The sequence below is a fragment of the Microbacterium sp. genome (assembly GCF_047971895.1).
In the GTDB taxonomy this organism is placed as follows: Bacteria; Actinomycetota; Actinomycetes; order Actinomycetales; family Microbacteriaceae; genus Microbacterium.
Window position 1 is genome coordinate 1 of sequence record NZ_JBKEAF010000061.1, and the last position, 13298, is coordinate 13298.

General features: G+C 70.0%; 13 protein-coding genes, 1 tRNA gene and 1 pseudogene. 11 read left to right on the forward strand and 4 right to left on the reverse strand.

The window, feature by feature from the left end:
- The 5 genes and pseudogenes from ACK5IN_RS05030 to ACK5IN_RS05050 form a co-directional block, all read left to right on the forward strand.
- A partial coding sequence (locus ACK5IN_RS05030; protein WP_416895115.1) for a hypothetical protein occupies positions 1-972 on the forward strand: 972 nt, incomplete at its 5' end.
- A 23-nt stretch (positions 973-995) separates the two neighbouring features.
- Complete coding sequence (gene rsfS / locus ACK5IN_RS05035) at positions 996-1340, forward strand: ribosome silencing factor (protein ID WP_416895127.1); 345 nt, start codon at positions 996-998, stop codon at positions 1338-1340.
- Positions 1341-1379: 39 nt separating this feature from the next.
- Positions 1380-1452, forward strand: a tRNA-Ala gene (locus tag ACK5IN_RS05040).
- A gap of 137 nt (positions 1453-1589) precedes the next feature.
- A complete protein-coding gene (locus ACK5IN_RS05045; RefSeq protein WP_416895116.1) occupies positions 1590-1829 on the forward strand; it encodes a hypothetical protein in 240 nt (79 codons plus the stop codon).
- Positions 1830-2267: 438 nt separating this feature from the next.
- Positions 2268-2608, forward strand: a pseudogene (locus ACK5IN_RS05050) (IS30 family transposase); the annotation flags it as partial.
- A 101-nt stretch (positions 2609-2709) separates the two neighbouring features.
- On the opposite strand, the gene ACK5IN_RS05055 reads toward ACK5IN_RS05050, so the two are convergent.
- The gene (locus tag ACK5IN_RS05055; protein ID WP_416895117.1) at positions 2710-3117 is read right to left on the reverse strand and encodes a hypothetical protein; all 408 of its coding nucleotides are present in this window, start codon (positions 3115-3117) and stop codon (positions 2710-2712) included.
- 72 nt (positions 3118-3189) lie between these two features.
- Here ACK5IN_RS05055 and ACK5IN_RS05060 point away from each other — a divergent pair, with 72 nt between their 5' ends.
- Genes ACK5IN_RS05060 through ACK5IN_RS05075 form a run of 4 tightly spaced genes read left to right on the forward strand, consistent with a single transcriptional unit; the run spans position 3190 to position 7612 of the window.
- Positions 3190-3552, forward strand: a complete 363-nt coding sequence (locus ACK5IN_RS05060; protein WP_416895118.1) for a cupin domain-containing protein — start codon at positions 3190-3192, stop codon at positions 3550-3552.
- A complete protein-coding gene (locus ACK5IN_RS05065; RefSeq protein WP_416895119.1) occupies positions 3542-4714 on the forward strand; it encodes a PQQ-dependent sugar dehydrogenase in 1173 nt (390 codons plus the stop codon). The genes ACK5IN_RS05060 and ACK5IN_RS05065 overlap by 11 nt, the downstream gene beginning before the upstream one ends.
- Positions 4711-6390, forward strand: coding sequence for an acyl-CoA dehydrogenase family protein (locus tag ACK5IN_RS05070; RefSeq protein WP_416895120.1), 1680 nt, complete (start codon positions 4711-4713; stop codon positions 6388-6390). The genes ACK5IN_RS05065 and ACK5IN_RS05070 overlap by 4 nt, the downstream gene beginning before the upstream one ends.
- A 22-nt stretch (positions 6391-6412) precedes the next feature.
- Positions 6413-7612, forward strand: a complete 1200-nt coding sequence (locus tag ACK5IN_RS05075) for a glycoside hydrolase family 3 N-terminal domain-containing protein (RefSeq protein ID WP_416895121.1) — start codon at positions 6413-6415, stop codon at positions 7610-7612.
- An 18-nt stretch (positions 7613-7630) separates the two neighbouring features.
- Here ACK5IN_RS05075 and ACK5IN_RS05080 read toward each other — a convergent pair whose 3' ends face one another.
- From ACK5IN_RS05080 to ACK5IN_RS05090, 3 genes are read right to left on the reverse strand one after another with little or no spacing between them, the layout of a single operon-like run.
- Positions 7631-8356, reverse strand: a complete 726-nt coding sequence (locus tag ACK5IN_RS05080) for an SOS response-associated peptidase (protein ID WP_416895122.1) — start codon at positions 8354-8356, stop codon at positions 7631-7633.
- Between the two features lie 10 nt (positions 8357-8366).
- Positions 8367-9422, reverse strand: coding sequence for an App1 family protein (locus tag ACK5IN_RS05085; protein WP_416895123.1), 1056 nt, complete (start codon positions 9420-9422; stop codon positions 8367-8369).
- Between the two features lie 4 nt (positions 9423-9426).
- Positions 9427-10089 (reverse strand): DedA family protein, encoded by a 663-nt coding sequence (locus ACK5IN_RS05090; protein WP_416895124.1) that lies wholly within the window; start codon positions 10087-10089, stop codon positions 9427-9429.
- 52 nt (positions 10090-10141) lie between these two features.
- Here ACK5IN_RS05090 and ACK5IN_RS05095 point away from each other — a divergent pair, with 52 nt between their 5' ends.
- Together ACK5IN_RS05095 and leuS are read left to right on the forward strand one after the other, a co-directional pair.
- Entirely contained in the window at positions 10142-11449 is a 1308-nt protein-coding gene (locus ACK5IN_RS05095) for an anthranilate synthase component I family protein (RefSeq protein WP_416895125.1), read from the forward strand.
- Positions 11450-11530: 81 nt separating this feature from the next.
- Positions 11531-13298: leucine--tRNA ligase (gene leuS, locus ACK5IN_RS05100; RefSeq protein WP_416895126.1), on the forward strand; the 1768-nt coding region annotated here is incomplete at its 3' end.

Genomic DNA, 13298 nt, shown 5'->3' on the forward strand with positions numbered 1-13298 from the left:
CACCTGCCGCGGCCGGCGTACCCCGTCGTGATGCCGACTCCGCCCCGCCCGGACGAGCAGGTCGGTCTCGGTGCGGCGCCAATCACGCGCCGTCAGGCGCGGGAGCAGGAGCGCATCCGCACGGCGTCGGTTCCGGTGGTCACACCGGTCGATGCGCCGGAGGAGACGGTGGATGCTGCCGAGCCGGCACCCTCCGCGTGGGCGCCCGTATCGGGCGAACCGGCTGCTGCCGAGGAAGCGGCTCCCGTGTCGAGTCCGGTTGTGGTCGTCGACCGCGACGCCGACGATCCGGACGATGCGCACGACGAGCCGTTCGGTCTCGCCTCCGGCTCCGTAGAGGAGTCGCAGGACGAGCCCGATCCGCAGGACGAGCCCGATCCGCAGGATGATGCCGCACCGGGGGACGAGTTCACGCCTCAGACGTCCGCGCAGGAGCCGGACCAAGCCGATTCGCGACCGCTGCTGCGTCCCGGGTTCGGCGGTGCGCTGCTCGACGAGTCGAGCACGCCTGCGAAGGGACCCGGCGGAACGTCGCTGCCTCCGTCGTTCGATGAGCTGATCGCGCGAGGCTCGTCGACGACTGGGTCTGTCGCGACGTCGAACGCGCTGATCCTGGCACCGGCCGAGGCACCGCTGACGGCACCGGTCACATCGACCGGCGAGGTGCTGATCACCGGCACCTTCAACCTCCCCGAGGGTCTGGGCTCACTCGGGCTCTCGCACGGGGCCACTGACGGTAAGGAGGCGGATCGGGCGCTGGCGGACAGGGAGCTGCCCTCCGCGTCGTCGCCGATGCCGATCGCCGCGAGCGCGGCTGTCAGCACGATCAAGAGCGCCAGCGAGATCATCCGCCCGCCTGCACCCGAGAAGGGCAGCAAGCTCATGCTGACCCTCGCGATCACGGCGGGCGTGCTGGCCGTCGCGCTCATCGGCGTTCTCGTGGTCGCGGCCGTGACCGGAGTCTTCTCGTGACCGCGACGGATGCATCACGCGCGATGCTCGATGTCGCCGTGGCGGCGGCGGACAGCAAAGGCGGCGAAGATCTGGTGGCGTTGGATGTCTCCGAGCCGCTGCCGCTCGTCGATATCTTCCTGCTCGTCACGGGGCGCAGCGAGCGCAATGTCGCCGCGATCGCTGATGAGATCGAGGATCGGCTGCTCGAAGTGGGACACAAGCGCCTGCGTCGTGAGGGTCGCACCGAGGCGCGCTGGGTGCTGCTGGACTTCGGCGACCTGGTCGTGCACGTGTTCCACGAGCAGGAGCGCACCTATTACGGCTTGGAACGTCTCTGGAAGGACTGCCCGGTGGTTCCCGTGTATGAGACCGCGTCAGGAGTGTAGTAATCTGATCGGGTTGCCCGGTCCGCCGGAACAGCGTCTGGGCCTGTGGCGCAGCTGGTAGCGCACCTGCATGGCATGCAGGGGGTCAGGGGTTCGAGTCCCCTCAGGTCCACCGCACGCACAAGGCTCGAACCCTTGCCAACGGAAACGTTGGTCGAGGTTCGGGCCTTGTTCGCGTCTGCGGCCCAGGTCAGGGCGTTGGCGTTGGCGTTGACCAGCGGATCGAGGAGCATCTCGAAGGGCCGGTTTGTGCTCGACGCGCAGCTCGTTGTCCTCGTCGATGAAGACCTTGGTGAAGAAGGCCTGGTTGCACAGCCGCCGGTTGGTGTCGTCGCACCTGCGGTAGATGTCGGCGCAGTCGCCCAGCAAGCCGAGCGCGTCGTCGAGGTGGGCGCGGGCGTCGGCGTCGTCGCCGAAGTGGGCGTCGATGCGGCGAGTCACCTGGTCGAGTTCGGCGAGGATGCGGTCCTGCTCGCGCTTGAGCACTGAGAGCGGGATCGCGTCAGCGTAGTGCGCCTGCATGAGGCGATCCTGCTGGCCTTCGAGTCGGTCGCGGTTGGTGGTAAGACGTGCTAGTTCCTCGGTTTCGGCGGCCATGAGCCTCGAACGGCTATGCGGTCGGCGTGCGCGGGCGGATCGCCGCCGACATCGTCGATGCCTACCGGAAGTCCCACAGCGAATCCGTCGCCGTTGCTGACTGACGAACTCCCGCAAGACCCGACGAGTGAGGGGACGCAGAATCTGCGGCCAGGCGACAAGCGCATGAACCTTCGCTACACAGGCTCCTGCCGAAGATGCGGCAGAGCGCTGGCGCGCCATCTACGAGCGAACTACGAAGACCGTCACCTGCCCCAATACCAGTGCTCGATCGCGGGGACCGCCAGGTGTCCGCGCCCCGCGAACATGAGCGGCGACGCGAATCCCGCTCTGGCCGGGACCATCCGCCGACCGGACGGCAGCATCGTGGTCGGGCGCGAGCCGTCGGTATGGAAGGGGCTGAACGAGCCGCACCGGCAGGACAGGCGGTGGGCGACGGCTGGGAGTCCGGAACAGATTTCGCATCGGCTGAAGATCGACTTCCTGGATGATGAGTCCATGCGGATCAGCCACGAGGCGATCTATCAGTCGCTGTTCATCGAGGGCCGTGGCGCGCTCAACGCGAGCTCTTCGCCTGCCTGCGAACCGGTCACGTGCTGCCGCAGCCGCGGGCACGGATGCGGAACTGGCCGCAAGGGCATGTCACTGCGGACGTTGTGTTCTCGACACGCATTGGCATTGCGCATGCCCGACAGGAGCTCGATGGGTCGTTCACACAGTTGAAACTGACGTTCCCCGACACGCCAGCCATTCAGGGCTGCGCAGCACGATCTCATGAACGGGCAGATGTTCCTTCACCTTGAGTCGCTGGCGGGGCTGTGCCGATCGTGAGGCCGCCCTTGCGCCGGTGTACGGAGAAGTAGCGCAGCCCCTGCGGGCCGGCGATAAACCGTCGTTGCGAGCGGGGTGGCAGCCACACCAGGATGCCGGGGGTGAGCGCGATGTCGTCGCCCGCGGTCTCGAGGGTACCGGCGCCGTCGAGCCCCAGGATGAGCACGTCAAGATCGGGGCCGTCGTGGCGGGCGATCTCGTCGCCGGCGGGGAGCGCGATGACATTGGCATCCAACCCGCGACCCGGGGGAGTAAGACGCCATGCGGCGCCGGCGACCGTGCCCGTGGCATCCATCGTCTCGTCGATCATGCCGACCACCCGCGGAAGGTGTGCGTCGTCTTTTTCCATCACTCCTCCGCGCCCCACCCTACGACTCGCCTCGCTACGCTGGCCACACGCACACGTGAGAGGAGCCGCGCCATGCACGCGAGGTCGCACGAGTCGGTGACGAACCTGCACCAGCTGCAGGAGGAGCTGCTCGCCAAGGCACATGCCTCTGGCGCCGGGCGCGCCGCGGCGACGGTGTACGGGGGTCGTGACAGCATCCTGCGGCAGACCGCGCTGGCACTGACCGGCGGCGCCGAGCTCGCCGAGCACGACAGCCCACCGGAGGCAACGCTGCAGGTGCTGACCGGACGAATCGTCCTGCGCGGCGCCGATCGCGAATGGCAGCTCGCGGCGGGGGAGCTCGCGCCGATTCCGCCCGAGCGCCACGCCGTCGACGCGGTCGAAGACAGCGTGTTTCTGCTCACAGTGCGGCGAGCGGTGGCCGATGGCTCGTGACCGGCATCGCCGCCGGGTACCGATGGCGGCACTCGGGGTCACGGTGGTGTTCGCGCTGGCCGGTTGCGGTGGCTCTCTGCCCGCTGTGGAGAGCTCCCCTGCCTCGGTGGCGCCGACGATCGACGCAGCGGTGACTGCGGACCCTGCCCTGCGCACCGGCCTGTGGTCGCCCGTCGGCTCACCGCTGGTGCTCGCCTCCGGCCTGGACGCCCCGTGGTCGGTCGTACCACTGCCGAGCCGCGGTGCTCTCCTCAGCCAGCGCGGCGACGGGGCCGTGGTCGAGCTTGCACCCGACGGCACGCTACGCGCCGCAGGGCACGTGCCCGGCGTCGTGGCACAGTCGGAAGGCGGCCTGCTGGGGCTCGCACTCTGGCACGACGAAGACGACGCCTCATGGCTGTACGCCTACCTCACCGCCGCCGACGACAACCGCGTGGTGCGGATGCCACTGACCGGGGCGCAGGGTGCGTACACCCTGGGTGAGCCGGCGATCGTGCTCGACGGCATCGCAAAGTCGGCGACGCACAACGGCGGGCGCCTCGCCTTCGGGCCCGACGGCATGCTGTACGTCACGACGGGCGACGCGGGCGATCCGGGCCGTTCGCAGGACACGGCATCGCTGAACGGCAAGATCCTGCGCCTCACCCCGGAGGGCGACGCCGCGCCGGGCAACCCATTCGGCAATGCTGTGTGGTCCTTCGGGCATCGCAACGTGCAGGGCGTCGCCTGGACCAGCGACGGAACGATGTGGGCGAGTGAGTTCGGCCAGAACACGTGGGACGAGCTGAACGTCATCCGCCCGGGTGCGAACTACGGCTGGCCCATCGTGGAGGGGATCGGCGGGGACGAACGGTTCACCGACCCGACCGCGCAGTGGGGGACGGCGGATGCGAGCCCGAGCGGCCTGGCCGCCGCAGGCGACACCCTGTTCCTGGCGGCGCTGCGAGGCACCCGACTGTGGATCGCCGACACCGACGGCGAATCCCTCCTGGGCGACCCCCGGGCCGAGCTCATCGGGGAGCACGGGCGCCTGCGCGATGCGGTGACCGCACCGGACGGGTCGCTGTGGGTGCTGACGAACAACACCGACGGACGTGGCGACCCGCGCACAGACGACGATCTGCTGCTGCGCGTGCCGCTGGAGAGGAACAGTACGCAATGAGGTCATTCTCGCGGGGCATCCGTGTCATCGGGGGGGCCACTCACCACGTGGAGAACCAGCCGCCCTGGCACACCGACAGCAACGAGTACGAGCTGAACGCACCGCTGCGCGGCGCCGTCGCTGCGTTCGGTGGGGGATGGGCCGACGACGAGTTGAGCGCGACCGGCGCCCACGTCGGATCGCTCGACTTCCAGCGCGATGCCTATCTCGCGAACGTGCACACACCCGTGGCACACTCCCACGACCGCTGGGGGTTCCGCCTCGACGAGGTCGAGTACGACCCGTCATACCACCGCGTCATCGCTGCCGCCATTGCTCGCGGGGCGCACACCTCGGCGTGGGCGCACCCGCGACCGGGAGCCTCCGTCGCCCGCGCAGCGACCTTCATGCTCTTCGCCCAGGTCGAGCCCGGACACGCGTGTCCCGTCTCGATGACGCACGCCGCCGTCGCGTCGCTGCAGGCGGTGCCGGGGATCGCCGCGGAGTGGCTCCCGCGCATGTACGCCCGCACCTATGAGCCGCGCCTGCTGCCCGACGACCAGAAGCCCAGCGCGCTCATCGGCATGGCGATGACCGAGAAGCAGGGTGGGTCGGATGTGCGCGCGAACCTCACCACAGCCGTGCACCTGGGTGGCAACGCCTATCAGCTCAGCGGCCACAAATGGTTCTGCTCGGCCCCCATGTCGGATGGATTCCTCGTGCTCGCCCGGGCGCGCAGCGGCAGCATCGATCAGGGCCTCACGTGCTTCTTCGTGCCGCGTGTGCTCACTCACGGCACGCGTAACGTGTTCCGCATCCAGCGATTGAAGGACAAGCTCGGCAATCGCTCGAATGCGTCGGCAGAGATCGAGTTCGACGGCACGGTCGGCCATCTCGTCGGCGAGCCGGGCAGGGGCGTGCGCGCCATCATCGAGATGGTGCAGCGCACTCGGCTGGATTGCGTGCTGGGCACGGCCGCCGGCATGCGTCAGTCGGTCGCCGAGGCGCTGTGGCATGCGCGGGGGCGCGAGGCATTCGGCGCGCTGCTGGTCGATCAGCCAGCGATGGCCGGCGTGCTCGCCGATCTCGCGCTCGAAGCCGAGGCGGCGATGCTCACCGGCATGCGTCTCGCGCAGGCGTTCGAGTCCGACGCGTCGGATCAGGATGCCGCTTTCCGGCGGCTTGCCACGCCCGTGTCGAAGTACTGGGTGTGCAAGCGCGGGCCGGGGCACGCGTACGAGGCGATGGAGTGCCTCGGCGGCAACGGATACGTCGAAGACTTCCCGCTCGCGATGCGCTACCGAGAGCAGCCCGTCATGGCGATCTGGGAGGGGGCGGGCAACGTCATCGCGCTCGATGTGCTGCGCGCTTTGACCCGCGAGCCCGAGGCGGCCGCCGCCTTCGCGGCGGAGCTCGAACCGACACAGGGGGCCTCGGCACTGCTCGACGCGCACGTCTCGCGCACGCTGCGACTGCTGGGCGAACTGGTCCACATGGACCCCGCCGACGCGCAGGCGAGCGCACGCCGGGTCACCGAGGCGCTCGCGCTGGGCCTGCAGGCATCCCTCATGCTGCGCCATGCCCCCGGGGCGGCCGCCGACGCGTTCATCGCGACCCGGCTGGGCGGCGACCGCAGTGCACTGTACGGCGCGCTGCCGGCCGGAGCGGATGCCGCCGGCATTCTCGCCCGCCACTGATCCGGTGACATAGGCTGGGCGCGTGAAGCACTGGGTGCCGCGGGGCATGGGACTGCTCGTCGCCGCGGCCGCGGCGGCCACGTTCACGGTCGGCGGCCCGACCGCGGCGGCGGGTGCGGACGAATCGGCATCGAGTGTGCAGATCGTGGCGGCAGCCGTTGACGACACGGGCGAGAGCGCTGCGGCGCGCGTCGCCGGCATGACGACCGAGCAGAAGGCGGCGACGGTCGTCATGGGGCATATCGCCACCACCGACGCCACCGTGCTGCACGATTACATGCAGCGCACGCAACTGGGCGGGTTCATCCTGATGGGCGCGAACATCCCCGCCGATGAAGGGGCGCTGCGCGCCATCACGGCGGCCCTCACGATCGACCCGGCGCTGCCGCCGCTGCTGGCCGTCGACGAAGAGGGCGGCCAGGTGACCCGGCTGCCCTGGGACGACTTTCCCGCCGCGAACACGCTCAAGAACGAGCCGCCGGAGGCGACCCGGAACGCGTTCCGGGCCCGCGCAGCGCTGGTGCAGCGCGCCGGCATCGGGGTCAACTTCGGCATCGTCGCCGACATCGCCGACGGGCGCAGCTCGTTCATCTACGGTCGCGCGCTCGGCACCTCGCCCGATGCCGCCGCGGAGCGCGTGGCCGCTGCCGTCACGGGCGAACACGGGCAGGTGCAGTCGACTCTCAAGCACTTCCCCGGGCACGGGGCCGCCCCCGGCGACTCGCACGCCGGCATCCCGGCGACCGACATGGCCAAGGCGGACTGGGCGGCCGCGGACGGAAGGCCGTTCGCCGCCGGAGTCGACGCGGGGGCGCAGCTGGTGATGTTCGGACACCTGCGATATCGCAGCATCGACCAGGCACCCGCGTCGCTGTCGTCGGAGTGGCACCGAATTCTGCGCGACGAACTGGGGTTCACGGGGCTCGCGATCACCGACGACCTGGGGATGCTGCAGGCCAGCGGTGAGCCGGGACTGAGCGATCCGGTGGCCAACGCCGTGGCCGCGCTGCGGGCAGGGAACGACATGGTGGTCGCGGTCATGTTCACCGACGCGGGCAGCGCGGGAAGTGTCATCGCCGGCATCGTCGCCGCGGTCGCCACCGGCGACCTGCCGGCCGAGCGGCTCGATGAGGCCGCGACGCGGGTCACCGCGCTCCGCCTGCAGGTCGCGGCGGGAGGGCGCGGTTTCGTGCCGTGTCCCGACTGCGCCGCTGCCGGGTGATACCGGCGTAGGCACCGCTCACGGCACTGGTGCAATGAGCTGCGGGCCGTCGTTGCGCACGTTGCCGACAGCCATGCCGACGACACGGTCGTCCAGCGTGCGCGCGAGCTCGGGCGCGGCGTCGACGGCCGCTTCGAGCACGTCTCGCGCGTGATCGACCGTCGGATCGAGCCAGGCATCGGCGAGATCGGGGGCGACGAAGACCGGCATGCGGTCGTGGATCGAGCCGAGCCGTCCGATCGCGTCACGGGTGAGGATCGTGAAGCTGAGCACCCAGCGGGCAGGGTCGTCGTCGAGCATGGCCGGATCGGCCCACCACGCGTAGAGTGCTGCGAAGAACAGCGGGGAGTCGTCGGCGGGGTGGACGTAGTGCGGGACCTTGCGAATCTTCCCGGCGGCGTCGGTCACGTGCTTCCACTCGTAGTATCCGGATGCCGGCACGACGGCGCGGTGGCCGTACAGGGCCGTGCGGAACATCGGCTTGCGCGCGAGGTCTTCGGAGCGGGCGTTGAACGCACGAGCCCCGATCGAGAGGTTCTTGGCCCAACCGGGGATCAGGCCCCACCGCGCGGCTTCGAGTCGGCGTGTGGACGGATCTGTCTTCGCCGAGTCGAGCACGATGGCGACCCGATCGGTCGGGGCGACGTTGTACGAGGGTGCCGGCAGGTCGTCGGACACCAGATCGACACGCAGCACTGAGACGAGCTCGGAGCCCACGTTCGCAACAACGAATCGACCGCACACGACTGTCAGGCTACGCCGGGGTGTCGTCGCCGGTGGAGAGAACGCCAGCCTCTTCGAGCTGCTCGAGGATGCCTGCCCCGTCTGACTCGGTGACCCACGGCACGGTGGCGGCGCTGCGACCGTCGACGTGTGTGCGGCCGCCTGCGAGCACGGCTTCGGCGGGGGAGAGCTGGCGGATGGCGACCGCTCGCACGTTCTGCGGATACTCGCCTGCGAACGTCGTGTAGATGGCGTCGTCCTGCTGGCCGTCGTCGCCGATGAGCAGCCATTGGATCTGCGGGAACTCCTCGGCCAGCCGACGGAGGTTCCCGAGCTTGTGCTCGGTGCCGCTGCGGAACCAGCGGTCGTGGGTCGGCCCCCAGTCGGTCAGCAGCATCGCCCCCTGGGGGAACAGGTGCCTGCTGAGGAAGCGAGACAACGTGGGTGCCACGTTCCAGGCACCCGTCGACAGATAGATCAGCGGCGCACCGGGCCGCTCCCGCAGCAGACGTTCCATCAGCACCGACATGCCCGGCACGGGCTGGCGCGCGTGCTCGTCGACCACGAACGAGTTCCATGCGGCCACCAGTGGCCGCGGCAGTGTCGTCACCATGACCGTGTCGTCGATGTCGGAGACCAGGCCGAAGCGCGTGTGCGGACCCACGATGAACACGCGCGCATCGACGGGCTCGCCGTTCTCGACGGACATCTGGAAGGTGCGCCAGCCGGGTGCGAGCGAGGCCGGGATCACGGTGTCGACCACCCCGCCGCGGTCGGCGACGACCTCGTGCGTGACACCGTCGATCGTCACCGAAACCTGCGCGTAGCCGACGGGGATTCCTGCGAAGCTGCGCCAACCGCGCACACTCGCGAACTCGCCGCCGCCGCGCCGGCGCGGCGGAACGATCAGCACGCGCCCCACGACGCGGACCCATTCCGTGGACCCGTAGCCGGGGAAGGCCGCGACCGTCGGCGTGAGACCGCGGGCACGGGCGCGCCGCTCTCGCCACGCATGCAGCCGGTACTCGAGACGTGCGAACCAGAGGACCTTTGCGCGCGCAGAAACGGGCGCGGTCGTCTCGGGCATCCCCTCAGTCTTCCACGTCCTCCTCGGAGTCCAGCGCCAGGTGCTTGGCCTCCGATCGCTGCAGCAGCTTCTTCGCCGCCCAGATCAGCAGGAGGAAGACGATGATGACGCCGACGAAGATGTAGCCGACGAAGTGCACCCGGTCGGCCAGCTCCCGGTACGTGCCGGCAGCCAGCGCGGCGACCGGGATGTAGATGCCCGCCCACACGATACAGGCGGGTGTCGTCCAGAGCAGGAACCGACGGTAGCCGAACCCCGACATGCCGACGGTGAGCGGCACGAGCGAGTGGAGCACGGGCAGGAACCGCGAGATGAAGATCGCCGGACCGCCGCGTCGGCGCAGATAGAGCTCGGCGCGTGCCCAGTTGTGCTCGCCGATGCGCTGCCCGGTCTTGGAGAAACGGATCTTCGGACCGAGGAAGCGGCCCAGCCAGAACCCGATGCTCTCGCCGATCAGCGCGCCGACGACCACGGCGACGCCGAGCGCGATCCCCGCACCCACCGAGTCGACCGCGGTGGCCGCCACGATCACCACCGTGTCGCCGGGTACCACGAGTCCGATCAGCACACTGGTCTCGAGCGTGATCGCGACGCCGGCCAGGAGCATCCGGACGACGGGGTCGACCGCCTGCACCAGATCGAGCAGCCATGACAGGAACTCGTTCACAGCACGAGCCTAGAGGCGCACGCCGTGCGGCCGCTGGTCGTACGCTGGAGGTGTGCCGTCGTCGCCGTACACTGCTGTCGCCCTGGAGGGCTGGACGGAACCCGCCGCACTGTTCGTCGGCTGGATCGCACGGCACCCGCACGTGTTCTGGCTCGACGCCGGATCGGGCGCGACCGACGGGTGGAGCTGGTTGGGGATCGGCGAGCCCGCAGACGAGCAGCAGGTGCGCGCGGTCATGGTCGGCGCGCGCACGCAGCAGGTGGATGCCTGCGGCCCGTTCCGCGGCGGCTGGGTCGGCTGGGCCGCGTACGAGGCGGGCGCGGGGGCCCTCGGCGCACCGACGGCCCCCGACGCCGACGGGCCGGGGAGCGTGTGGCTGCGCGTGCAGCGCATCGTCGCGGTCGACCACGCGGCCCGCCGGCTGTGGGCGATCGGCGTCCCGGGCGACACGGAATGGGCAGAGGAGGTGCGGCGGGCGCAGGCATCCGTCGTTCCACCCGTCGTCGCCGACGCGCCCGACGTGGGTGTCGCGCGGGTGCGTCACGCACCGGGCGAGTACGCCGATCTGATCGCGCGGTGCCGCGAGGCGATCCGCGACGGCGATGCGTACCAACTGTGCCTGACCACGCGGTTCTCGGTGTCAGGCGAGATCGACCCCGTCGACGCCTATCTGCGGTTGCGCAGGCTGACGCCTTCGCACCACGGCGGCATCATCCGCAGCGGTGCCCACGCGCTGCTGAGTGCGAGCCCGGAGCGCTTCGTCGAGTGCGCCGACGGCATCGTGCGCACCCGGCCGATCAAGGGCACCCGGCCGCGCTCGGACGACCCGGCCGAAGACGCCGCCCTGGCGCAGGAACTGCAGGGGCATCCGAAAGAGCGTGCCGAGAACGTCATGATCGTCGACCTCATGCGCAACGATCTCTCGCGGGTGAGTGTGCCGGGCAGCATCCGCGCCGACCGGCTGCTCGAAGTCGAGTCGTACGCCGCGGTGCACCAGCTGGTGAGCACCGTCGCGGGCACGCTCACGGCCCACGCGACAGTCGGCGACGTGCTCGACGCGGCCTTTCCCGCAGGCAGCATGACGGGTGCGCCCAAACTGTCGGCGATGACGATCCTGCACCGGCTGGAACGGGGCCCGCGGGGGGTTTTCGCGGGGTGCTTCGGCTACGTCGGCGCCAACGGCCGCATCGACCTCGCGATGGTGATCCGCAGCATCGTCGTCCACGACGATGGCGCCTACGTCGGTGCGGGAGGCGGCATCACGTGGGGCTCGGAGCCGGCCGCCGAAGTCGCCGAGGTGGGCGTAAAAGCGCGCGCACCGCTTGCTGCCCTCGGCGCCGTGCTGCCGGAGGGCTGGTGAGCCCCGTTCTGGCCGGTGACGTCCGGTAATCTGGAGATTCCCGCGTCTGCGGGCCCCGGCATCCAGATCGATTGGCTCTTCGTGTCCCAGAACTCGCCCCTCAGCGGCCCCGACTCCGACGAGGGCGGCTACGACGCCCACGCGATCCAGACGCGGTGGCAGAAGCGCTGGGCCGAGCACGATCCGTTCCGCGCGGGCGGTGACCAGGACACGCGCCCGCGCAAGTACGTGCTGGGCATGTTCCCCTATCCGTCGGGCGATATGCACATGGGCCATGCCGAGAACTACGCCTACGTCGACGCCGTCGCCAGGTTCTGGCGGCACCGCGGCTACAACGTGCTCAATCCGATCGGCTGGGACTCGTTCGGACTGCCCGCCGAGAACGCCGCGATCCAGCGCGGTGCCGATCCACGGGAGTGGACGTACCGCAACATCGATCAGCAGAAGGCGAGCCTGAAGAGCTTCGGCACGTCGTACGACTGGAGCCGGGTGCTGCACACCAGCGACCCCGACTACTACCGGTGGAACCAGTGGCTCTTCCAGCGGCTGTACGAGCGGGGGCTGGCTTATCGCAAGGCCAGCCCGGTCAACTGGTGCCCCAACGACCAGACGGTGCTCGCCAACGAGCAGGTCGTCGACGGGCACTGCGAGCGCTGCGGCGCCGAGGTCGTGAAGAAGAAGCTCACGCAGTGGTACTTCAAGATCACCGACTACGCCGACCGGCTGCTCGACGACCTGAATCAGCTCGAGGGTTTCTGGCCGCGCAAGGTCATCCAGATGCAGCGCAACTGGATCGGCCGCTCGGTGGGCGCCGACATCGAGTTCGAGATCGAGGGTCGCGCCGAGAAGGTGACCGTGTTCTCGACGCGCCCCGACACGCTGCACGGCGCGACGTTCTTCGTCGTCGCACCCGACAGCGACCTGGCCGCAGAGCTCGCCGCTGGGAGCAGTGTCGAGGTGCGCCTGAGGTTCCAGGACTATCTGGAGCGCGTGCAGCGGCAGACCGAGATCGAGCGGCAGAGCACCGACCGGCCCAAGACCGGCGTGTTCCTCGAGCGCTACGCGATCAATCCCGTCAATGGTGAGCGTCTGCCCATCTGGGCCGCCGACTACGTGCTGGCCGACTACGGGCACGGTGCGGTCATGGCCGTGCCCGCGCACGACCAGCGTGACCTCGACTTCGCGCGCGCCTTCGACCTGCCGGTGCGGGTGGTCGTCGACACCATGGCGCCCGTGACCGGTGCGATCCCGGTCATCGAGGTCGACGACGACGGCGTCCCGATCGATCCTGGCACCGGGCTCGACGAGCTCGACCCCGCCGTGACCGGCGTCGCGCTGCCCGGCGAGGGGCGCATGGTCAACTCCGGATCGCTCAACGGACTGAGTAAGCGGAACGCCATCGCGCGCGTCATCGCCGAGCTGGAGGCCGCGGGCACGGGCCGGGCGGCGAAGAACTTCCGGTTGCGCGACTGGCTCATCTCCCGTCAGCGCTTCTGGGGCACCCCGATCCCGATGGTGCACACCGAGGACGGGCGCACCGTGCCGGTGCCCGACGATCAGCTGCCGGTGCGCCTGCCCGACGCCGCGGGCCTCGATCTGGCGCCCAAGGGCTCCTCGCCGCTGGGGGCGATCGAGGACTGGACGTCGGCCACCGACCCCGAGACGGGAGAACCCGCGCGTCGCGACCCCGACACGATGGACACCTTCGTCGACAGCTCGTGGTACTTCCTGAGGTTCCTCTCGCCTGGCGACGACGCCGAGGCGTTCTCGTCGCGCGAGTCCGACCGCTGGGCGCCCGTCGACTCGTACATCGGCGGCGTCGAGCACGCCATCCTGCACCTGCTGTACG